The following is a 21,484-nucleotide window of genomic DNA, read 5'->3' on the forward strand; positions in this document are numbered from 1 at the left end:
GATCATAAGTGGGTAGTAGGCGTGGGGGTAGCGGCTAACGCCGTGATAGTTCCGTTACCGTCATTCCCAGCGATTCACCATTGATAATCGCAATATTCGCCACCTTCACCTTGATGGTGATTTTTTCGTTCATTTTAGGCAGATCGGCTTCCGTCAGGATGGTAACCTCTCCGCTATCGTCCTTTAACACGTAGGCCTTTGTATTCAATAACGGAATCCGCGTGGGATCTTTTGCGATACCCCGGAGCGTAACTTCCTTGCCGTCGAAATTGGCAGGAGATATATTGATTTCGTTAATGGGGGTTGCATTGATGGCGTCGCAACCACCGAGCAGAATCCCTATAATCGCCGCCACTACCGCCTGAGCGAGGCAATTCCTCACGCTTCCTCCTTGTCGGCGTGGCGCAATACCTGACGTATCACTTCCGCCGTAAATCCCCGTCCCATGAGGAAACGCATTTGCCTGCCAAGCTCTTTCGCATTGGCAGGCATCGCACCAAATTTTTTCCGCCATACTTCGCGCGCATTTTCCTGCTCGGTTTCCCTGATATTGGGCAACGCCGCGGCGATTAAATTCTCCGCGATACCCTTTTCACGTAATTCATGCACAATCCGTTGACTGCCAAACTTGTTTTTACGCATGTGTATTACCTGCTCCACCATGCGCACGGCTGACAGAAAGCCGCGTTGTTCGAGTGTGTCCAGCAAGGAAGAAAGTTCTTCGGGAGTTTGAGCATGGGGCGCGAGCTTTCTTTGCAGCTCGAGCCGGGAGTGCTCCCGCCGCGCCAGATAACCCAAGGCGCGGGTTTTCAGGTTCGGCTCGATACGCCGCGGCGCTTTCACGACAACATCATGCCAGCGCGATTATTCCACGTCGGCGGTTTCGGCCTGATTGGCGACTCCCACGGCCGCGCGGATCTTCGATTCGATTTCCATCGCCACGTCGTGGTGCTCTTTCAGATACTCGCGGGCATTGTCCTTGCCCTGACCTATTTTGTCTCCCTTGTAGGCATACCAGGCGCCGGATTTCTCGATCAGCTTATGTTGCACGCCCAGCTCGACGATTTCACCTTCGCGCGAAATCCCTTCGCCATAGAGGATATCGAATTCGGCCTGTTTGAATGGCGGCGCAACCTTGTTTTTGACGACCTTGACGCGGGTTTCGCTGCCGATCACCTCATCGCCTTTTTTGATGGAGCCGGTCCGGCGTATGTCGAGACGCACCGATGCGTAGAATTTCAACGCATTGCCGCCGGTAGTCGTCTCGGGGCTGCCGAACATGACGCCGATTTTCATGCGGATCTGGTTGATGAAAATCACCATGGTATTGCTGCGCTTGATGTTGGCGGTAAGCTTGCGCAACGCCTGCGACATTAATCTCGCTTGCAGGCCCATTTGAGGCTCGCCCATCTCGCCTTCGATCTCCGCCTTGGGTGTCAGGGCGGCGACCGAATCCACCACCACCACATCAACCGAGCCCGAGCGTACCAGCATATCGGCGATTTCCAACGCTTGCTCACCGTTATCGGGTTGAGATATCAATAATTCCTGCACATTGACGCCGATCTTTTGCGCGTATTGCGGGTCCAGGGCGTGCTCCGCGTCAATGAATGCCGCAGTACCCCCCCTTTTCTGCATTTCCGCGATGACTTGCAGGGTAAGGGTGGTTTTGCCGGATGACTCCGGACCATAAATTTCAATGACCCGTCCTCGCGGCAACCCTCCCACACCCAGCGCGATATCGAGCCCCAGCGAGCCGGTAGAAATTACCTGGATGTCTTTGGCAACATCGCTGGCGCCCAAACGCATGATCGAGCCTTTGCCAAACTGTTTCTCGATCTGGGAGAGTGCCGCCGCCAGCGCTTTGCTTCTGTTTTCGTCCATGGATTTTCCTCTTAAGAATGGGGCTGATTATCGCATATGTGACTCAGCGCGGGAAGGCAAGGGAGAATGACAATGTGTTCGCAATGGTTCACGGGAACGTCATTTCCCATTTCTACCCAATGGGGCATCTTGTTGAAAGGCGATTGAACCGTGAGCGGATGCATCAGGAAATATCAGGAAGACAAGGCGAATTAATCGAGGCCATTTATTCCCTGTGTATCTAAGGCAAAATATAAGTGTTGAAATAACGCTCCGCCCTGGCTGGATCAAGCTTGCGCAGGGCGTGATAAATTCCCCTCATCTTGCCGCGTTCGTTCAGTAGTGCGTAGTTCACGCCCAGGTTATACCAGGCATCGGCATTCTCCGGCTGTATACGCACTGTTTCCTGATAGGCCAGAGCCGCCTCTCCATGCAGATTCAGATTGTCATAGGTACTGCCCAGATTGAACCAGGCACCCGAATTCTCCGGCTGTATGCGCAGCGCCTCCCGATAAGCATGAATGGCGTGGGCGTAATGCTTGAGTTCATAGTGAGTATTACCCAGGTCGTACCAGGCCTCTGCATTCTCCGGCTGTATGCGCAGAGCGTCCCGATAGGCATGGATGGCATGATCGTATTCTTTGAGGCTGGCATAGGCAACACCAAGTTTATGCCATGCCTCGTCATACTCGGCCTGGTTGCGTATCGCCTCGCGATAGGCTTGAACCGCCTGGGTGTATTGTTTAAGATGGGCGGAAGCCGCCCCCACGCTATACCATGCTGCCGCGTTTGCCGGATCGCGCTTGACTTCCTGCTGAGCGAATCTTAACAGCGTCTGCCAGTCGGCTTTCTTCTCCAGCGCCATGGCACGGTTAAGCCAAGCCAAGCCAGTTATGGTTGTTATCGTTTGAACAGGTTGTGCCCGTTTCGATAATTCGCCGATCCACTCCACCGGCAGCGCAAATGTGAAGTTTTGACGTTCTAAAGACTGGAGCGAAAGGAGTCCTATCAGCCGCCCCTGGTCATCGACCAGCGCTCCACCGCTGGAGCCTGAAGAGACAGCGACAGAGACATGCATATATTGTGATCCCCCATGCGGCCGCGTGTTGGACACAACGCCTTCGCGCAGCACCAGTTCATGGCCGCCGGATACACTGATGGCATGAATGCGCTGGCCGGCTCTGATTTTTCCGGCTGAACCCAGCGTAATGGGTGTGCCTCGCAAATGGGGTACATTCAACTGGCAAAGATCACGAGCCGGGTCAGCGTATTGCAGCGTGGCTTTGAAAGTGCTGCCTGATTTTCGCACCAGGGTACTTTTTCCTTCCTTGGCGAGTTCCTTGACCACATGGCAGTCGGTCACCACCTGATCCGCGCCAACCACTACGCCGCTGCCCTGGAGAATGGATTTACCATGGGTATCCACCACGTCTACTTCCACCACGGAAGGTGACACCCGCATAACCATACGTTCAGGGGTCAATGGGATATGGGGAACATGGAGAACATCGGCGGCGGCAAATGACGAAAGCAAGGCCAGTCCCAAACCTCCCATCTTTACTGGCAGGATATCCTGTTTTTTTTGCCGGTTATTCGGACTCACAGCCATATCAACCCGTCAATTTGAATACGCATCGTAGCGCATTGACTCGATTTATGTGCGTCAGCAACAATAATCGCGTGCAATAAAAAAGTGTAAAATGCCGGATTATTTACCGAAAGCTGCGGAACCATATGGAAATCAAGGAAATTAACAAAGAGTCCGCCAATTATCCTGCGAGGAAACCGATCCAGCCGCTGGCATATTTCATCTTCGCCACACGCTGGCTGCAATTACCGTTGTACCTTGGGCTGATTCTTGCCCAATGCGTATACGTGTACCACTTCTGGGTTGAATTGACCGATCTGATTGGCGCCGTCATGGGTAACGCGGCGTCGTTACAGCATATTCTGGACGCGGTGGCTATTGAAGGCGCGCCCAGGCCTACCAAGATCAGTGAAACCACCATTATGCTGGTCGTGCTGGGTTTGATAGACGTGGTGATGATTTCCAATCTGCTCATTATGGTAATTATCGGCGGCTATGAAACGTTCGTGTCGCGTATGAATCTGGAGGGCCATCCCGATCAGCCGGAGTGGCTGTCGCATGTCAATGCATCGGTGCTAAAGGTCAAACTCGCTACCGCCATTATTGGCATTTCGTCTATCCACTTGCTCAAGACCTTTATCAATGCCAACGCATATGACGAAAAAACCATCCTCGCTCAAACGGGAATCCATGTCGTTTTCCTGCTCTCGGCTATTGCAATCGCTTACAGTGACCGCATCATGTCGAGTACGAGCGCGCACAGGGAGGCCCAGGAATCCCACTGAGCGATAGTACGTCCTCAAGCGGTCACAGGCGGGATCCCGTGCAGTAGATCTATTACACCCTGCAGTGCTCCCGCCACCGCTTGCCGCCTTATTGCCTCGCGGCTGCCGCTAAAATAGCGGGTTTCGGTAAGAGCAAGACCCTCTTTCATTAGCCAGGCGAAACATACCATCCCCACGGGTTTTTCCGCTGTGCCGCCGTCCGGACCGGCAATGCCGGTAACGGAAACCGCAACCTGCGCATGGCTGCGCGTGACGGCACCTTCGGCCATTTCATATGCAACCTCCCTGGATACCGCACCGTTTTGTTCGAGCGTCTTGCTGCTCACACCCAGCATTTCGCGCTTTGAGATATCTGCGTACGTGATAAAACCGCGTTCATACCAGGCGGAACTTCCGGCGATTGACGTGATGGTTTGTCCCAGCCAGCCGCCTGTGCAGGATTCGGCACTGGCAAGCATCAATTCCTGCCGGGCGAGCGCCAGTCCAACTTGCCGGGCGAGATCTTCCAGTTCCGGATCATCCATGATTTGTCCATCCTGAAATTTTTACGTCTTACTATATTACAAATGCTTTCCACGCCGCCAGACACAAAAGCGTGAAAAATGCAGCCAGCAGGTCATCAAACATGACACCGAAGCCGCCACGCAATTTGTTGTCGTAATATCGGATCGGCGGCGGTTTGATAATATCGAACAGACGAAACAGCAGAAACGCAAATGCCTGCCATATCAAGCTATGGGGCGTGAACACCAGCACCAGCAGAAAAGCCACGATCTCATCCCAGACCATGCCGCCATGGTCATGAGCACCAAGCGCTTTGCCGGTAACATTGCAAGCCCAGATGCCGATAAGAAACAGCGCGGCAATCAGCCACAGAAGTTTGGCAGGATCAAGGAAGTAATCAAGCAGCCAGAATAACGGGAAGGCGGCAAGCGTCCCCGCAGTGCCGGGTGCAGCCGGACTCAAACCTGCGCCGCCACCGAATGCGATGAAGTGCGCAACATGACGCCGTACAAACGCTTTATCGGGATGAAAGTCCTCAGACGTGGAAGTGGTCATATCCCTTCGTCTCCAGTGTGATGGTATTGCCCGCGGCATCCAGCACGACCAGACCTTCTCCTTCGTCAATTTCGCCAATGCGGGTCAACGGAATCCGCTGTTCAAGAGAGAGCATTTCGATTTTTTTGCGCCTGGACCTGGGTACAGTAAAACAAAGCTCATAGTCGTCTCCGCCTGCCAGCAGGCATTCCAGCGCCAGCGCCCGGGGAAGACATCGCTTCATTGCCGCAGAGCAATTTATTTCACTTATATTAATGACAGCGGCAACTTTAGAACTTTTCAGGATGTGCCCCAGATCCGCCAGCAGCCCATCGGAAATATCGATGGCGCTATCGGCAAGGCCGATCAACCGCTGCCCTAATTCAACCCGTGCCGTCGGGGTATGCAGCGCGGACAGGCATCCCGTGATTTCGCCAGGTTCAAGCACCATACGCCGCTGCACGTGAGCAAGCGCCAGGGCAGCATCGCCTAGCTGGCCGGATATCCAGATATCATCACCCGGCCTGGCGCCGCTACGGCGCAACGCTTTTCCTGTTGCCACTTCACCTATGATCGTTACGCTGATAGCGAGCGGACCACGCGTTGTGTCTCCACCGACAAGGTCCACCTGATGCGCTTGAGCAAGCCCAAAAAAACCATCGGCAAATGCTTCCAGCCATTTTTCATCCGTACGCACCGTAGGTTCCGGCAGTGCCAGCGAAAGTATGGCCCACCGTGGCCTGGCACCCATTGCGGCCATATCGGAAAGATTCACTGCGAGGGATTTGTGACCCAGCTTGCGTGGATCGGCATCGGCGAAAAAATGCTGGCCAGCTACCAGCATGTCGGTGGAAACTGCCAGTTCCATTCCCCTTGCGGGCTTGATCAGCGCCGCGTCATCCCCCACCCCCAATACTGCGCCGGGGCTCGGGCGGGTAAAATAGCGATCGATAATGTCGAATTCGGAGAGCATGGATACTACGCGGATGATCAACCTGAATCCGGTAGCCGGGCAGGGTGGAGTACGCGGTTTTTGCGGATCATAGCCTCGACTGAAAAATGAGCAGTCAACTGCCGGATTTAGGATTATATTTTCGCATTGATCTCAACCGTTCGCAGCTTCGCCGCCAATTTATCCAGCACGCCGTTCACGTATTTATGTCCATCGGTACCGCCATAGGTTTTGGCTAATTCCACGGCCTCGTTGATGACTGCTCGATAAGGCATCTCCAGGTGGCTGGCAAGCTCGTGGGTACTCAACAGCAGAATGGCAACCTCCACGGGACTGAGCTCCTTCAACGGCCGGTCGAGATGAGGCTGAATTTCCTTCTCCAGTTCGGAGACATTCGCCAGCACGCCTCGCAACAGAACGGAAAGATACTCTTCATCTGTCCTGGGAAATTCGTTGGTTTCACGGAGCTGCGCTTCGATGGCCTCAACGGTTCCACCCGCCACCCGCCATTGATAAAGCCCCTGCAAAGCCAGTTCGCGGGATCGGCGCCGCCGGGTTTTACGGCCCGGTTTGCCCGCCGGATGGCCTGTTAACTGTTTTAATGACGGGGTGGATGATTTACTTGCCGGTTTAGTCTGCGTCATTGGGTCGATTTCATTGGGTCACTTCGTCGAGCTCTCTTAGCAGATTGGCCATCTCCAACGCTACTTGCGCGACCTCGGCGCCTTTCTGGCTCATGCGCGCCAATGCCTGATCGTCGGTATCGGCGGTAAGTATGCCGTTGGCGACAGGGATGCCGGTATCAAGCTGCACTGCAGCCACACCACTGGCCGATTGATTGGCTACAACCTCGAAATGATAGGTGTCTCCGCGGATCACCGCGCCTAATGCCACCAGTGCGTCAAACTGGTCGGTTAAAGCCATTCTTTGCAACGCGAGGGGAATTTCCAGTGCGCCCGGAACTGTTACCAGCAACATGCCTGACTCCTGCACGCCCCTTTTCACCAGTTCCGCGGTGCAAGCTCCCAGCAGCCCCTCGCTCACATTTGCGTTGAAGCGGCTCATAACAATGCCGATACGCAGCTCCGTGCCGTCAAGATCCGGTTCAACTTCAAGAATGTTGTCATAACGTGCCATGTGTACTCCTGTTACAAAATTGAATCGCAAACAAAGGATTCAGGAAAGCTGTTGTTTCTGGTTTTTGTCTTCTGGTTCCAGATATCCCGTTACTTCCAGACCGAAACCCGCCATGCTCGGCATTTTACGGGGAATTGCCAATAGCCGCATCTTGCCTACATTGAGATCTCTCAGTATCTGCGCGCCAATACCGTAATCGCGCAAATCCGCCCTGGCGATAACCGGGGGCCTGGATTTCGCCGGCATGACGCGCTCCATCAACTCCGCCGGGCTTTCCCTGCGGTGGAGCAGCACGATCACGCCGCACGCCGCTCCCGCGATTATACGGAGGGTGTCATTCACATTCCAGGAATGGGTGTCATCATTTATGTCAAGCAAATCAATGACCGAAAGGGGTTCATGCACGCGCACGAGGGTTTCGGTGCCAGGATCGATTTTTCCCTTCACCAGCGCCAGATGCGTGGCGTTGACCGTCTTATCGAGGTAAGCCACGAGCCGAAACTCGCCATGAATTGTCTGGATAGAACGCTCAGCCATGCGTCTCACCAGGCTTTCGGTGCGACTGCGATAATGAATCAGATCCGCAATCGCGCCAATTTTAAGTTGATGCTTTGCGGCAAATTCGATCAAATCCGGCAGCCGCGCCATGCTGCCGTCCTCGGTCAGGATTTCGCAAATTACGGATGCGGGAGTTAATTCCGCCAGGTTCGCTAAATCACAGCCGGCCTCGGTATGGCCCGCGCGTACCAGCACACCCCCATTTTGCGCCATCAGCGGGAAAATGTGCCCAGGCTGGACGATGTCTTCTGGCCTGGTGTCCCGGTTTACCGCCGCCTGAACAGTACGGGCACGGTCGGCGGCGGAGATACCGGTCGTGACTCCGCTCGCCGCTTCGATGGAAACCGTAAAATTGGTGCCCAGCGGCGAACGATTGGTGGACACCATCAGCGGCAGGTTAAGCTGCCTGCAACGCTCTTCGGTCAGCGTCAGGCAAATCAGCCCGCGTCCATGCGTAGCCATGAAATTGATCGCAGCCGGCGTGACGAAATCCGCTGCCAGAACCAGATCGCCTTCATTTTCCCGGTTTTCCTCATCCACGAGGATGACCATTTTGCCGCTCTTGATTTCGGCAATTATTTCCTGGGTTGAACTGATGATCATGTTAAATTTTACCTATTATCCTGAATCCGGAGTTGTAGCACACTCATCAAGCAAAGCGGGGATGAAAGCGCGCAAAAGGCTCTGTGAAACATAACGTCCGGCTGAAAAATAACTGAAAAATGGGTCAACCAGCGGATTGGGGATTCAAGCGATCACCCATCAATCGCTCCACATACCGCGCCAGCATATCCACTTCCAGATTCACCTTTGCACCGGCTTCCAGCGCGCTCAGCGTCGTGACGGCCAGCGTATGCGGGATGAGATTAACCTCAAACTCATCTCCCGTTATCGCATTTACCGTCAAGCTTACGCCATTCACCGTAATTGAACCCTTTTTAGCAATATATTTTAATAATGAAGCCGGCGCCTTGATCGCCAGCAGATAACTTTCCCCATCAGGCTTAAACGTCACCACTGCGCCGATGCCATCCACATGACCACTCACCAGATGACCGCCCAGCCTGTCCGACAGGCGCATGGCTTTTTCGAGATTGACCCTGCCGCCCCGCTTATCCAGGCCTTCGGTACAACTCAAGGTTTCTCGCGAGACATCCACGGAAAACATACCATCCACCAGAGTAGTGACGGTGAGGCACACTCCATTTATTGCGATGCTGTCCCCCGTATTAACGTCGCGTAAATCCAGCATGCCGGGCGCGATATTCAAGCGCAGCCCGCTCTCCTGAGATGCAACGTGCTTTAACTCACCGACCGCCTGGACGATTCCTGTAAACATCAAACCGCTCCCACTTTCCAATACAATAAACACTTATTGTATGCGCGTATTGAGGACATGCGGCAATTTGCCGCATAGTCGTGAGTTGCAATATACGCTAATGTTCAAGGCTGCTCGATGACTTGTAAGGAAATAAGGCACGGATGAGCAACGAAAATGTTCAGTGATCTCAGTCAGTCGCCGCTGAGCAAGAATTTACAACGCTTGTTTCTGCTCCGGAATATCGTGATTGCCGCTCAATGCATGACCTTCGCCCTGGCGTACTGGGTGCTTGAAATGCAATTGCAGTGGACGGAAATGGTCACGGTGACGGCGCTGCTCGCGGTGCTGAATCTGGCAACGTGGCTACGCCTTCGCCGTAACTGGCCAGTGTCAAGCATCGAATTTTTTGCTCAGCTTTTGATTGATGTTTTCGCATTGAGCGCATTGCTGTATTTCAGCGGCGGTTCCACCAACCCTTTTATTTCGCTTTATTTACTACCGCTCACGATTGCCGCTGCGGCGTTGCCCTGGGCTTATACGTGGTTAATGGCGGCGATCACGATAAGCTGTTACACGCTGCTGCTGTTTTATTATGTGCCGTTACCGCATGATCATGAAGAGCACATCAGTGAGTTTAACCTGCATGTTTCCGGCATGTGGCTGGCCTTCGTGCTCAGCACGGTCTTAATCGCCTGGTTCGTTGTCAAGATGGGCATATCGATCCGCGAACGCGACAAGGATCTGGCATTGGCGCGCGAACAGGCATTACGCAACGAGCAGATTATTGCGCTGGGAACACTGGCTGCAGGCGCGGCGCATGAACTCGGGACACCCCTGGCGACGATGGCGATCGTAACGGGAGAACTGCAAAATGACTATACGGAAAATAGCGAGTTTCAGAATAGCATCAGAATATTGCGTGACCAGATCACGCATTGCAAGCATACGCTGACGCAATTACTGGCCGATGCCGGCCAGGCGCGTGCCGAAGATGGCAGCGGGCAGGCAGCCGATCATTTCCTGAGTCAGGTATTGGACAAATGGCAATTGATGCGGCCCTCGGTAAAATTTACTTATCAGGGGAAAGGGGTGCAACCTGCCCCGCAAATCCTGAATACCCAATTATTGAGTCAGTCCATTTTAAATTTATTGAATAATGCGGCTGACGCGTCATTAAAACATATCGAAATAGAAGCCAACTGGAATGATCATGAATTGCAACTCGAAATCCTCGATTACGGCGAGGGGCTTACCGGCGAAGCCGCTCAACGGGCGGGCGAGGCTTTCTTTACCAGCAAAGCGCCAGGGCAAGGTTTCGGGATTGGTTTATTCCTGGCAAACGCGAATATTGAGCGCTTTGGGGGTAGCGTTCGTTTGACCAATCGGGAAGGCGGCGCCTGTACCAAAGTTATTTTACCTCTGATACGGCAATCGACATGACAGATATGACAACACTCCCGGCAATGGAAACCGATGATCATCCGACTTTACTGATTGTCGATGACGACGCCACTTTTTGTGGCGTGCTCGCTGGCGCCATGACCAAACGCGGGTTTGACGTAACATGCGCGCATACGGTTGAACAGGCGCTGGAATGCGCCGAGGCATGCACGCCTGAATATGCGATTATCGATCTCAGGCTGCCGGGCACCTCCGGTCTCACCCTGGTTGAAAAATTGAAAACGCTTGATCCCGGAACCCGCATTGTCATGTTAACGGGTTATGCCAGTATCGCTACCGCGGTGGAAGCGATCAAACTCGGCGCCACGCACTATCTCGCGAAACCTGTCGACATCGATGAAATCATGCTTGCGTTTGAACGCACCTCGGGTGATGTGGATGTGCCGATCAGCGCGCATCCTTTGTCGGTAAACCGGCTTGAATGGGAATATATCCAGCGCGTATTAACCGAGAACAAGGGGAATGTTTCCGTCACGGCGAGAGCACTCAATATGCACCGCCGTACGCTGCAACGCAAGCTTACCAAGAATCCCGCGAAAATATGATCTGGAGCCTGCCGGACTTAAAGAATCAGGGCGAAAAAGAACAAGTGGGACAGGTTGCCAGGTTATGGGATACGGGCGATAACGCGAATATCCGGTCCCACCATGCGCAAATCGTGAATCATGAGCGCGTGTTTGCCCGCGAGATCTGTTAATTCCGGCAGCTTCAGCATACCCCGCGCCACGTCACCGATCAGATACGGCGCGAGATAGATCACCAGTTCATCCACCAAGCCTGCGTGAATGAGCGCACCATTCAATTTGCTGCCCGCCTCAACCATCACTTCGTTGATCTCGAAATCGGCAAGTGTCCGCATCATTCCAACGAGATCGATATTGTCATTTTTATCCGGCATTACGATGGAACGGGCGCCCACATCACGTAATGCTTCAATTTTTTCCTCGCTGGCGGTAGCGGTGAACACCAACTCGCCATCGCCATGCAACACCCTTGCGTCTACTGGAATTTCCAGGCGACTATCCACTATCACGCGCAACGGCTGTCTGGATGTTTCCACGTGGCGTACAGTAAGCTGCGGATCATCCGCCAGTATGGTACCGATGCCAGTCAGGACAGCGCAGGAGCGGGCACGAAACCGGTGGCCATCGCGTCTTGCCGCTTCACCGGTAATCCACTGGCTGCTACCGTTACTAAGCGCCGTCTTGCCATCGAGACTCGCCGCGATTTTTACTCGCACCCATGGGCGCTTGCGCGTATGACGCGCGACGAAACCGATATTGAGCGCCCTGGCTTCTGCTTCCATCAAGCCCGTTTGCACTTCCATTCCGGCCTGTTTCAACAGCTCGCAGCCGCCACCGGCTACCAGGGGATTCGGGTCTGTCATGGCGGTTACCACTTTCGCGATGCCCGCTTTGATGAGCGCTTCGGCGCAGGGGGGCGTGCGTCCGTGGTGACTGCACGGTTCCAGCGTGACATAAGCGGTTGCGCCCCGCGCGGCTGTTCCGGCGGCGTTAAGTGCGTTTATCTCGGCGTGAGGCTGGCCGGCACGCTCATGCCAGCCACTGCCCACCACACGGCCATCGCGCACTATCACGCACCCCACGCGAGGATTGGGGCTTGTGCCATATAATCCCTTTTCGGCAAGTTGCAGCGCTTGGGACATATAGGCGTGATCGGCCGATGAGAACATATGGGGTCTCATAATTCCAGGTGGCCAATGATCCGGTGAGAAAACACAATGAATTTCGTCATTCCGGGCTTGACCCGGAATCCAGCTTAAACCGGCAATAGCGTGTTTTAAACACCATTGGATACCGGTTTTCATTGGTATGACGTTTGGATTGTTTGTTCACAGGACTCTTAATGTCTTTTGCGAGGAGATGCTTGCTGCATTATCCTGGTGGAAACATGAAGGGATGCCGAGGTTTGCAATTCAAGGCTTTTTTATTTCTCTTTTTCGCTGCGGCCTCTGCGCTTCCTTGATCGCACTATGGAAATCATCCGCATCCTGAAAACTTCGATAAACCGAAGCAAAGCGGATATAGGCAACCTTGTCCAGTTTGTAGAGTTCCTGCATGACCATTTCACCGATCTTGCGCGAAGGTATTTCGCGCTCGCCCAAGCTCAGAAGTTTTTGCACGATACGATCCATCGCCGCATCCACATACTCGGTAGGAACCGGACGCTTGTGCAGCGCGCGCATAAAACCCGTAAGCAGTTTATCGCGATTGAACTCGGAGCGGTTGCCGTCCTGCTTTATCACCTGCGGCAAACGTAATTCCACTGTTTCATAAGTCGTAAAACGCTTGTCGCAGGTGAGACAACGGCGGCGGCGGCGTATTCTGTTACCTTCCTCGCTGACGCGGGAATCGATCACGCTCGTATCATCTGCGTTGCAGAAGGGACATTTCATCCTAACCGTTATAAACCGGGAATTTCGCGCACAGCGTCTTTGCCTGATGCGCCACTCGCGAAAGTACCGCCATGTCGGTAGGCGCATCCAGCACATCGGCGATCAGATTCGCCAGTTGTTCCGCCTCGATTTCCCTGAAGCCCCGCGTCGTTATTGCGGGGGAACCGATACGGATACCACTGGTAACGAAGGGCTTCTGCGGATCGTTGGGTATAGCGTTCTTGTTTACGGTTATGTGCGCCATTTCCAGAGATTCTGCGGCCTGCTTGCCGGTAAGATCCTTGGCACGAAGATCCACCAGAAACATATGGCAGTCGGTACGACCGGAGACAATGCGCAGGCCGCGTTCCTGCAATACCTTGGCCATGACGCGGGCATTGTCGATCACCTGTTCCTGATAATCCCTGAACTCCTTAGTGGCAGCCTCTTTGAAAGCGACCGCCTTGGCGGCGATGACATGCATCAGCGGGCCGCCCTGAGTTTGCGGAAAAATCGCCGAATTGAGGGCCTTCTCGTGCTCCGGCTTGGCCATGATGATGCCACCGCGCGGGCCGCGTAACGTCTTGTGAGTGGTACTTGTGACAAAATCGGCAATACCGACGGGATTGGGATAAAATCCAGCGGCCACCAGGCCGGCATAATGGGCCATATCCACAAACAAATAGGCGCCCACTTCATCGGCGATCTTGCGAAAACGCTTCCAGTCTATGACCAGCGCGTAAGCGGAAGCGCCGGCGACGATCATTTTGGGTTTATGTTCGCGCGCCAGTTGCGCCACCTGATCGTAATCAAGCTCCTCAGTTTCCGGTTTAAGCCCGTAGGAAATCGCGTTGAAAATTTTGCCGCTAAGATTGACCGAAGCCCCATGAGTCAAATGGCCGCCATGGGCGAGTGACATGCCCAGAAGCGTATCGCCAGGCTTCAGGGCGGTCAGATATACCGCGGCGTTGGCCTGGGAGCCGGAATGCGGCTGGACATTGACATACTCGGCATTAAACAGCGCTTTCAGCCGGTCAATCGCAAGCTGCTCCACGATATCGACATATTCGCAGCCGCCGTAGTAACGCTTGCCAGGATAGCCCTCGGCGTATTTGTTGGTGAGTACCGACCCCTGCGCCTGCATTACTGCCGGGCTGGCGTAATTTTCGGAGGCGATTAACTCGATATATTCTTCCTGGCGTTGTACTTCGCCCTTGATCGCTTTCCATACTTCGGGGTCAACATTTTCCAGGGTCAGTTTCGGGGACAACATGGCGGTTTATCCTCTGAATAATAGTCAATAAATTGTGCATTCTACCATCATCAGCAGGGCTCGCAGCCCGATGCAAAATGAAGGGGTTTGCCTGCATCGGCGGAACATGTATTCGCATTAAAACAAGAAAGACACTGTTTAAACGGTAGGTTAACCTTTTTCACCAGTACGCTTCATATTTAACAACATTTTCTCGTTGATCTTCACTCGTGTAACAAGTTGTTTTTCTGATAGATTTCTTTTTCGCATGGTATCTATGGTGAATTTATATTCCCATTCATTTATCCAGCTTTTTTCATATGCATGCTGAATAGCCTCCGCGTTTAATGATTTCTCGTTATCTTTCCTAACTCTTTTGACAGCTTGAAATATTTGGTCGGAAGGAAGGCCTATAAATTTTTTTACACAGCAATTACCCACTATTGCCAATTGATGGTTTATTTTGTTTTTAAGTATGCATATTTCAATGATTGGAAAATGCCCACATAGGCAAGTTTCCGGATCGTCGACTTCATAGATTTCGCTAAGCCTCCATTCAAGCTTTGCAACATCCCAAATATCTGATTGAGACAGTTCGATTATTTCTTTTGTCAGTCTATACTCGGACATCTCGCCTCTTGATAACTAAAGTTTATGCAAGTAGCGAAGAGCCATAAGAGCAAACGTAATTGTAAGAAAATTGGACACCCCAGTTTGAGTAAACCTCATCATAGATAGCTGAGTAGCAGTTCCATATTATTTCACTGAACGGTGCCACATATCCTGAAATATTAATTATGCGTCTTTCCAGACATCTAGATTTTTTGAATTCTTAAAAAAATAATAAAATTACTTTTACTCAATACACGATTGGAAAGAATTTATCTATTACTTTAACAATGGATTTAAAAGTAAAATTCCCACAAAAAATTTCTCAATTGTGGGAATTTTTTTACGTAATGTGCGAACCTACAACGTACCAGCTATACATCGAGATTTCTAACCCCCAATGCATTGTTCTCAATGAACGCGCGACGAGGCTCGACCACATCACCCATCAACGTGGTAAAAATTTCATCAGCGGCGATACTGTCTTCTATCTGAGCACGCAGCAGTCGTCGGCTCTTGGGATCCATGGTGGTTTCCCACAACTGCAAGGGATTCATTTCACCCAGGCCTTTGTAGCGTTGAGTGCCGATGCCTTTTTTAACTTCCTGCAACAACCAGTCGAGGGCCTGTTTGAAGTCGCTGACGGGGTGTTTCTGCTCGCCGCGCTGGACGTACGCTGTCGGTCCCATCAGACCGTCAAGTACTTGAGCAGTTTGCCTGATTTGTGCATAGTCGCCACTTTGCAGAAAATCCTGATCGAGGTAACTGGCGCGGGCGTTGCCATGATGCATACGGGATATCTTCAGCCGGTGCTCCTCCGTGACGATGTCATATTCCGGTGTTATTTGTACCGTAGTAACGTGTGCCGCTAGTTTGGCGGCGCTTTCGGCGGCATGGTCTTCACTACTCAAATCCACGCCTGGATGGCGGAACAAGGCATGCATCACCTCGCTGTCGATGAGACGGCTCATGCGCTCAATGACAGCTTCCGCCAGCAAGTATTCATTGGCGATGTTTTCCAGCGTCTCCCCGGTGAGCGGCGGCTTGTCTTCATAGGTATGCAGCTCCGCATCGGTCAGCGCCAACCCCAGCAGGTATTGCTTAAGTTCGTGGTCGTCCTTGACGTAGCGTTCCTGCTTGCCATGCTTGACCTTATAGAGCGGCGGCTGTGCGATGTAGATATGGCCGCGTTCGATCAACTCGGGCATCTGCCGGTAAAAGAACGTGAGCAACAAAGTGCGGATGTGCGAACCGTCCACGTCCGCATCCGTCATGATGATGATACGGTGATAGCGTAATTTGTCAGGGTTGTATTCATCCTTACCGATACCGGTCCCGAGCGCGGTAATGAGGGAGATAATTTCCTGCGATGAAATGAGCTTATCAAAACGGGCTTTTTCGACATTCAGGATTTTTCCTTTCAACGGCATGATCGCCTGAAATTTGCGATCACGTCCCTGCTTGGCGGAGCCACCCGCTGAATCGCCCTCAACCAGATAGAGTTCACATAGCGCAGGATCTTTTTCCTGGCAGTCGGCAAGTTTTCCAGGAAGTCCCATGCCGTCCAGCACGCCCTTGCGCCGAGTCAGTTCGCGTGCTTTTCGCGCGGCTTCGCGTGCCCTTGCCGCATCGATGATCTTGCCGCAGATGGTTTTGGCATCCAGCGGGCGTTCCAGCAGGAATTCCGCCAGCTTTAACGCCACGATTTCCTCTACCGCTGGACGCACCTCAGAGGACACGAGCTTTTCCTTGGTTTGCGAAGAAAATTTGGGTTCGAATAATTTCACCGATAAAATACAGGATAAGCCTTCCCGCATATCGTCCCCAGACGTTTCAATCTTGGCTTTTTTTGCCAGCTCATTTTTTTCAATATAATTATTGAGCGTACGCGTCATCGCTGCGCGCAAACCGGTGAGATGAGTTCCACCATCTTTTTGCGGGATATTATTGGTAAAGCATAAAACCTGTTCGGAATAACTATCGTTCCACTGCATCGAAACTTCCACCACGATGCTGTCCTTCTCTCCGCTAGCGTAAAAAATATTCGGATGAAGCACTGATTTGGTACGATTGATATATTCGACAAAGCTTTTCACCCCCCCGCTGAAGGCAAAATTTTCTTCTTTGGCATTGCGTTGATCAACCAGATGAATTTTTACGCCATTATTGAGGAAGGAAAGTTCGCGCAAGCGCTTTGCGAATATGTCGTAATGATATTCGATGTCACCGAAAATTTCCTTGCTGGCCAGGAAATGTACTTCCGTACCGCGACGCTCGGTCTTACCGGTAACCCCCAGAGGGGCAACGGGAACACCCATGCGAAACTCGATCTGATGGGTCGACCCATCGCGGCGGATAGTCAGGCGCAGCCATTCCGATAAGGCATTGACCACGGACACGCCCACACCATGCAGACCGCCTGACACTTTATAAGAATTGTCATCGAATTTTCCGCCCGCATGAAGCTCGGTCATGACAATTTCCGCGGCGGAACGTTTCATTTCATCGTCATACTTGATACCGGTGGGAATGCCCCGACCATTGTCCTGTACCGTTATTGAATTGTCCGGGTGGATGATGACGGAGATTTCATTACAGTGTCCGGCCAGCGCTTCGTCGATGGCGTTATCCACTACCTCGAATACCATATGGTGCAAACCTGTACCGTCGCTGGTATCGCCTATGTACATACCGGGACGTTTGCGCACCGCATCGAGGCCTTTCAGGATTTTTATGCTGTCTGAACCGTAATCAGCTGAATCGTCGATTTTTTTCTGCCGGGAGGAGTCTTTTTCGTTCATTGTCTGGCTACTGTGGTTTCACGTGAAACTAGGATTTGTCGAAAGTCGTATTTTACTCGCGGACATTGCTTGCCCGGACGAAATAATATTTAGTAATTTTCTATTTCAATACGGCACTTTTTATATTCTCATTGGCATCACAACATATTTGAAATCCTCGTTTCCGGGAATGGTGATAAGTGCACTGCTATTCGCGTCGCCAAAAGAACATCGCACAGTTTCGCTGGTTAAATTGTTCAACACGTCCAGCAGGTAAGTCACATTGAAGCCGATATCAAGCGCTTCACCATCATACTGGACTTCCAGTTCTTCCTCGGCTTCTTCTTGTTCCGCGTTGTTGCAAACAATGCGCAGGTTCCCCGTGGTCAAAATCAGACGAACGCCACGAAATTTTTCGTTTGAAAGGATTGAGGCGCGCTGAAGGGTTTGCAAAAGCAATAGACGATTTATATCAATCTGTTTTTGATGGTCGACCGGAATCACGCGATTGTAATCAGGGAATTTCCCATCCACGACTTTGGATATCAATATGACATTTGAGAATGTAAAACGTATCTGATTTTGTAGAATTTCCACCGTTATCGGTTCGTCACTGTCATTGAGTTGCTTTGCCAACTCGAGTACCACCTTGCGTGGCAAAATGACTTCTCTTTTTTCCTGCGGTGTTTCCAGCGCAAGTAAAGCGAACGCCAGACGATGGCCATCGGTGGCCACGGCTTTGAGGTGATTTTCTTCCATCAACAAAAGCAGGCCATTCAGGTAATAACGAATATCCTGTTGTGCCATGGCATATTGCACCAGAAATAAAAGATGTTTCAGTTCTTTTTGCTTTACTGTTATTTTTGCCTGGGATTCTGTATTTTCAGGAAATTTAGGAAAGTCTTCGACAGGAAGCGTTTGTAAACTAAAACGGCTTTTTCCGGCTTTTCCCTGAAGCCGGTTTTCTTTGGTTTCCAGCGTTACTTCGGTTTTGTCAGGCAGTGCACGTAATATATCCTGAAGCTTTTTTGCCGCAACGGTAACTGAATGTCCTTCAGTTACCGTGTTGCTATCCCGCGTGGAAGTCGTTATCTGAATTTCGAGGTCAGTTGCGATGAATGAAATTTCGTTGTTTTTCCGTTCTATCAGCACATTGGAAAGTATAGGCAAAGTATGACGGCGTTCAACAATTCCGGTAACCGTTTGCAACGGTTTAAGCAAGATATCCTTATCGGCTTGTATTAGTTTCATTTATTTAGAATCCAGATAATCGTTAATAGAGGTCGGGTAAGTCCGGTATAAATTAAAAAATACAAATAATATGCGTGAGTTAGTGATTATTTTCTGTCTGTATCAAGAGAGTATTGCCTGTGGATAGTTTGTGGACATAAATTCGAGTCAGGTACAAACGGCGAGTTATCCCCAAATCATACTATTGTTGTTCGTGTTGTTTAGCCCCGGAGAATATGTAATAAGGTATTGAAGTCCCGGTTAATCGATGGATCGGAAGCCCGCAACTCGGCAATTTTGCGATAACCGTGCAGTACCGTCGTATGGTCTCTGCCTCCAAAAGCTTCACCGATATCAGGCAAACTCAGAGGGGTGAGTTCTTTGGATATGGCCATTGCCATCTGCCGGGGTCTTGCGACGATGCGCGAACGTTTTTTGGAATACATTTCGGCAACCTTGATTTTATAGTAGTCCGCCACGGTTTTTTGGATATTTTCAATGGAAATCTGGCGATTTTGCACGGCCAGCAAATCCTTTAGCGCTTCCCGCGCCAACTCCAGCGATAACGAATGGCCCGTGAAGCGCGAATAGGCGAGTACCCGTTTTAGCGCACCCTCCAGTTCACGCACGTTGGATCGAATATGCTTGGCTATGAAAAAAGCGACATTTTCATCCAGGACAATTTTTTCCATCAATGCTTTTTTAAGTAGGATGGCAACGCGCATTTCCAGTTCCGGTGGTTCAACCGCTACGGTCAAGCCCCAGCCAAAACGGGAAATTAACCGTTCTTCCATGCCGGAGATTTCCTTCGGGTAAGAATCGCAGGTGATAATGACTTGTTTATGCGCTTCGATCAGCGCGTTAAAGGCATAAAAAAATTCTTCCTGCGTCCGGTTCTTGCCGCCAAAAAACTGGATATCGTCTATCAGTAGGAGATCCAGGGAGTGATAGTACCGCTTGAAATCATCGAACGCTTTATGTTGGTAAGCCCTTACTACGTCTGAAACGTATTGTTCTGCGTGGATGTATCTCACCTTGGCGGTGCTGTTGTGCTCCAGCACGGAATTGCCGATTGCTTGAATCAGATGGGTTTTTCCCAAGCCCACGCCACCGTAGATAAAAAAGGGGTTGTATGCGACACCGGGACGCTCGGCTACCTGGATAGCGCCTGCACGAGCCAGCTGATTGGCTTTTCCGGTGACAAAACTGTTGAAAGTGAAAGATGGATTGAGGCGGCTTGGATTTTTTTCCTTCGAGGTTTTCGGGGTTAAACGCACGGGCGCGCTAATAGCAGCCGGGATTGGCGTCACTGCGGCATTATTCACCGCTGAAGCGGTTTCTTTCGTGGAATCCTGGTTAGCGAGTGTTAATTGAAAATGTATGCTGCGCGAAAAATGCTTTTCAGCCATTTCTTCGATACGCGATAGAAAATGGTCTTTGACCCATTGCTTGACAAACCGGTTGGGAGCAACGAGGATCGGTTCATCGGCACTATGCGACAAGTCCAGGTGAAGAGGTTTGATCCAGGTATTGAATTGCTGGGCACTCAGTTCTTTTTCAAAATATCCGAGACAGGAAAGCCAAAAATTTTGCATTGCCGATATGATCTAAAAATGCGTAAGCGGGGAAAAAGCGGAATTCGGAAGCAGCATTGAGTACCCTATTCTAGACGCTTCCTACCCAGTTATCCACAGGGCCGGGAAAAAATATAGGTTGACACCACCCGCCGTAAAGAGTTGTAATGCGGGGTTTTATTTACCAGTCTCAAGGGAAAAGGGAAAACAATGAAACGTACTTACCAGCCTTCCGTGACGCGGAGAAAGCGGACACATGGCTTTCGGGTTCGCATGAAAACCACGGGTGGCGCAGCTGTTATCCGGGCGCGTCGAGCCAAGGGGCGTGTCCGTTTGGGGGTATAGATTTAGCCAAGCGCGAGAATCCGTTATTGAGGAGTCGACTATTCGCTTTCCGAAAAGTCACCGGTTGCGCCAGGCGGATGAATTCTCGTCGGTACTCCGGTTCAGATGTTCAGCCAACGGCGAATTTCTTCAGGTTTTTGCTAAGCCCAATAATCTTGTACATTTAAGATTGGGATTGATAATCGCCGGCAAGGTCGAGCGGCTGGCGGTAAACCGCAATCGGGCAAAACGTCTGTTACGGGAGATATTTCGCGCACGGCAGCAGGAATTAGCGGGGTTGGATCTAGTGGTACGTTTGCGTTGCCGCGTGCCCCAAAGCAGCATTGTGCGAATGGCAAGAGAAGCGGAAATGCTAATGATTCAATTACAGCGATGTCGCGGATAATTATTGGTTTTATCAAGCTCTATCAATATTGCCTGAGTCCGTTTCTCGGGCCATCGTGCCGGTTCAGCCCATCTTGTTCGCACTATGCGTGTGAGGCGCTGGCAAGGCATGGACTGCTGCGCGGGATGCGCCTCAGTGTAGGGAGAATATTGCGTTGCAATCCTTGGGGCGGCGGCGGCTATGACCCGGTTCCATAGGAATTGATCCGACC

24 protein-coding genes are annotated in these 21,484 nt (G+C 51.6%); 6 read left to right on the top strand and 18 right to left on the bottom strand.

The window, feature by feature from the left end; genetic code table 11:
- Window positions 1-34: 34 nt before the first annotated feature.
- The 4 genes from BLR00_RS02435 to BLR00_RS02455 all read right to left on the bottom strand — a co-directional run bounded on the left by BLR00_RS02435 (window position 35) and on the right by BLR00_RS02455 (window position 3,472).
- Entirely contained in the window at window positions 35-382 is a 348-nt protein-coding gene (locus BLR00_RS02435) for a hypothetical protein (RefSeq protein WP_074630645.1), read from the bottom strand.
- A complete protein-coding gene (recX, locus tag BLR00_RS02440; protein ID WP_074630646.1) occupies window positions 379-843 on the bottom strand; it encodes a recombination regulator RecX in 465 nt (154 codons plus the stop codon). Before recX ends, BLR00_RS02435 begins: the two co-directional genes overlap by 4 nt.
- Before the next feature lie 21 nt (window positions 844-864).
- The gene (gene recA, locus BLR00_RS02445) at window positions 865-1,884 is read right to left on the bottom strand and encodes a recombinase RecA (RefSeq protein ID WP_074630647.1); all 1,020 of its coding nucleotides are present in this window, start codon (window positions 1,882-1,884) and stop codon (window positions 865-867) included.
- 220 nt (window positions 1,885-2,104) lie between these two features.
- Window positions 2,105-3,472: a tetratricopeptide repeat-containing S1 family peptidase gene (locus BLR00_RS02455; protein WP_081346622.1), complete on the bottom strand. Its 1,368-nt coding sequence runs from the start codon at window positions 3,470-3,472 to the stop codon at window positions 2,105-2,107.
- 125 nt (window positions 3,473-3,597) lie between these two features.
- Between BLR00_RS02455 and BLR00_RS02460 the strand changes: the two genes are divergently transcribed.
- Entirely contained in the window at window positions 3,598-4,236 is a 639-nt protein-coding gene (locus tag BLR00_RS02460; RefSeq protein ID WP_074630650.1) for a TIGR00645 family protein, read from the top strand.
- A 14-nt stretch (window positions 4,237-4,250) separates the two neighbouring features.
- Here BLR00_RS02460 and BLR00_RS02465 read toward each other — a convergent pair whose 3' ends face one another.
- The 7 genes from BLR00_RS02465 to BLR00_RS02495 form a co-directional block, all read right to left on the bottom strand.
- Window positions 4,251-4,760, bottom strand: coding sequence for a CinA family protein (locus tag BLR00_RS02465; RefSeq protein ID WP_074630651.1), 510 nt, complete (start codon window positions 4,758-4,760; stop codon window positions 4,251-4,253).
- A gap of 31 nt (window positions 4,761-4,791) precedes the next feature.
- Complete coding sequence (locus BLR00_RS02470; protein WP_074630652.1) at window positions 4,792-5,295, bottom strand: phosphatidylglycerophosphatase A family protein; 504 nt, start codon at window positions 5,293-5,295, stop codon at window positions 4,792-4,794.
- The gene (gene thiL, locus BLR00_RS02475; protein ID WP_074634088.1) at window positions 5,276-6,247 is read right to left on the bottom strand and encodes a thiamine-phosphate kinase; all 972 of its coding nucleotides are present in this window, start codon (window positions 6,245-6,247) and stop codon (window positions 5,276-5,278) included. The genes BLR00_RS02470 and thiL overlap by 20 nt, the downstream gene beginning before the upstream one ends.
- Window positions 6,248-6,360: 113 nt before the next feature.
- The gene (gene nusB, locus BLR00_RS02480) at window positions 6,361-6,870 is read right to left on the bottom strand and encodes a transcription antitermination factor NusB (protein WP_074630653.1); all 510 of its coding nucleotides are present in this window, start codon (window positions 6,868-6,870) and stop codon (window positions 6,361-6,363) included.
- 10 nt (window positions 6,871-6,880) lie between these two features.
- Window positions 6,881-7,363, bottom strand: a complete 483-nt coding sequence (gene ribH, locus BLR00_RS02485; RefSeq protein WP_074630654.1) for a 6,7-dimethyl-8-ribityllumazine synthase — start codon at window positions 7,361-7,363, stop codon at window positions 6,881-6,883.
- A gap of 39 nt (window positions 7,364-7,402) precedes the next feature.
- Window positions 7,403-8,524 (bottom strand): bifunctional 3,4-dihydroxy-2-butanone-4-phosphate synthase/GTP cyclohydrolase II, encoded by a 1,122-nt coding sequence (gene ribBA / locus BLR00_RS02490; RefSeq protein ID WP_074630655.1) that lies wholly within the window; start codon window positions 8,522-8,524, stop codon window positions 7,403-7,405.
- Window positions 8,525-8,648: 124 nt separating this feature from the next.
- Complete coding sequence (locus BLR00_RS02495) at window positions 8,649-9,260, bottom strand: riboflavin synthase (protein ID WP_074630656.1); 612 nt, start codon at window positions 9,258-9,260, stop codon at window positions 8,649-8,651.
- Window positions 9,261-9,416: 156 nt separating this feature from the next.
- Between BLR00_RS02495 and BLR00_RS02500 the strand changes: the two genes are divergently transcribed.
- Both BLR00_RS02500 and BLR00_RS02505 read left to right on the top strand, forming a co-directional pair.
- Window positions 9,417-10,682, top strand: a complete 1,266-nt coding sequence (locus BLR00_RS02500; protein ID WP_074630657.1) for an ATP-binding protein — start codon at window positions 9,417-9,419, stop codon at window positions 10,680-10,682.
- The gene (locus BLR00_RS02505; protein ID WP_074630658.1) at window positions 10,679-11,248 is read left to right on the top strand and encodes a response regulator transcription factor; all 570 of its coding nucleotides are present in this window, start codon (window positions 10,679-10,681) and stop codon (window positions 11,246-11,248) included. The genes BLR00_RS02500 and BLR00_RS02505 overlap by 4 nt, the downstream gene beginning before the upstream one ends.
- Window positions 11,249-11,310: 62 nt before the next feature.
- On the opposite strand, the gene ribD is transcribed toward BLR00_RS02505, so the two are convergent.
- The 7 genes from ribD to dnaA form a co-directional block, all read right to left on the bottom strand.
- Window positions 11,311-12,408 (bottom strand): bifunctional diaminohydroxyphosphoribosylaminopyrimidine deaminase/5-amino-6-(5-phosphoribosylamino)uracil reductase RibD, encoded by a 1,098-nt coding sequence (gene ribD, locus BLR00_RS02510; RefSeq protein WP_371130365.1) that lies wholly within the window; start codon window positions 12,406-12,408, stop codon window positions 11,311-11,313.
- 231 nt (window positions 12,409-12,639) lie between these two features.
- Complete coding sequence (nrdR, locus tag BLR00_RS02515; RefSeq protein WP_074630660.1) at window positions 12,640-13,119, bottom strand: transcriptional regulator NrdR; 480 nt, start codon at window positions 13,117-13,119, stop codon at window positions 12,640-12,642.
- A 1-nt stretch (window position 13,120) separates the two neighbouring features.
- A complete protein-coding gene (glyA, locus tag BLR00_RS02520) occupies window positions 13,121-14,371 on the bottom strand; it encodes a serine hydroxymethyltransferase (RefSeq protein WP_074630661.1) in 1,251 nt (416 codons plus the stop codon).
- Between the two features lie 150 nt (window positions 14,372-14,521).
- On the bottom strand, window positions 14,522-14,980 hold the full coding sequence (locus BLR00_RS02525) for a hypothetical protein (RefSeq protein WP_074630662.1): 459 nt from the start codon (window positions 14,978-14,980) through the stop codon (window positions 14,522-14,524).
- A gap of 353 nt (window positions 14,981-15,333) precedes the next feature.
- Window positions 15,334-17,760, bottom strand: a complete 2,427-nt coding sequence (gene gyrB, locus BLR00_RS02530; protein WP_074630663.1) for a DNA topoisomerase (ATP-hydrolyzing) subunit B — start codon at window positions 17,758-17,760, stop codon at window positions 15,334-15,336.
- 120 nt (window positions 17,761-17,880) lie between these two features.
- Complete coding sequence (gene dnaN, locus BLR00_RS02535; protein ID WP_074630664.1) at window positions 17,881-18,990, bottom strand: DNA polymerase III subunit beta; 1,110 nt, start codon at window positions 18,988-18,990, stop codon at window positions 17,881-17,883.
- Between the two features lie 200 nt (window positions 18,991-19,190).
- A complete protein-coding gene (gene dnaA / locus BLR00_RS02540; protein WP_074630665.1) occupies window positions 19,191-20,564 on the bottom strand; it encodes a chromosomal replication initiator protein DnaA in 1,374 nt (457 codons plus the stop codon).
- A gap of 189 nt (window positions 20,565-20,753) precedes the next feature.
- On the opposite strand from dnaA, the gene rpmH reads away from it, so the two are divergent.
- The 3 genes from rpmH to yidD are packed head-to-tail and all read left to right on the top strand — an operon-like array spanning window position 20,754 to window position 21,470.
- A complete protein-coding gene (rpmH, locus tag BLR00_RS02545) occupies window positions 20,754-20,888 on the top strand; it encodes a 50S ribosomal protein L34 (protein WP_004175644.1) in 135 nt (44 codons plus the stop codon).
- Window positions 20,869-21,273, top strand: a complete 405-nt coding sequence (gene rnpA / locus BLR00_RS02550) for a ribonuclease P protein component (RefSeq protein WP_256324030.1) — start codon at window positions 20,869-20,871, stop codon at window positions 21,271-21,273. The genes rpmH and rnpA overlap by 20 nt, the downstream gene beginning before the upstream one ends.
- Window positions 21,261-21,470 carry a membrane protein insertion efficiency factor YidD gene (gene yidD, locus BLR00_RS02555; protein ID WP_074630666.1) on the top strand — a complete coding sequence of 70 codons (210 nt, stop codon included), beginning with the start codon at window positions 21,261-21,263 and terminating at the stop codon, window positions 21,468-21,470. Before rnpA ends, yidD begins: the two co-directional genes overlap by 13 nt.
- Window positions 21,471-21,484: the final 14 nt, after the last annotated feature.

This window comes from Nitrosospira multiformis (genome assembly GCF_900103165.1).
Lineage (GTDB): Bacteria > Pseudomonadota > Gammaproteobacteria > Burkholderiales > Nitrosomonadaceae > Nitrosospira > Nitrosospira multiformis_D.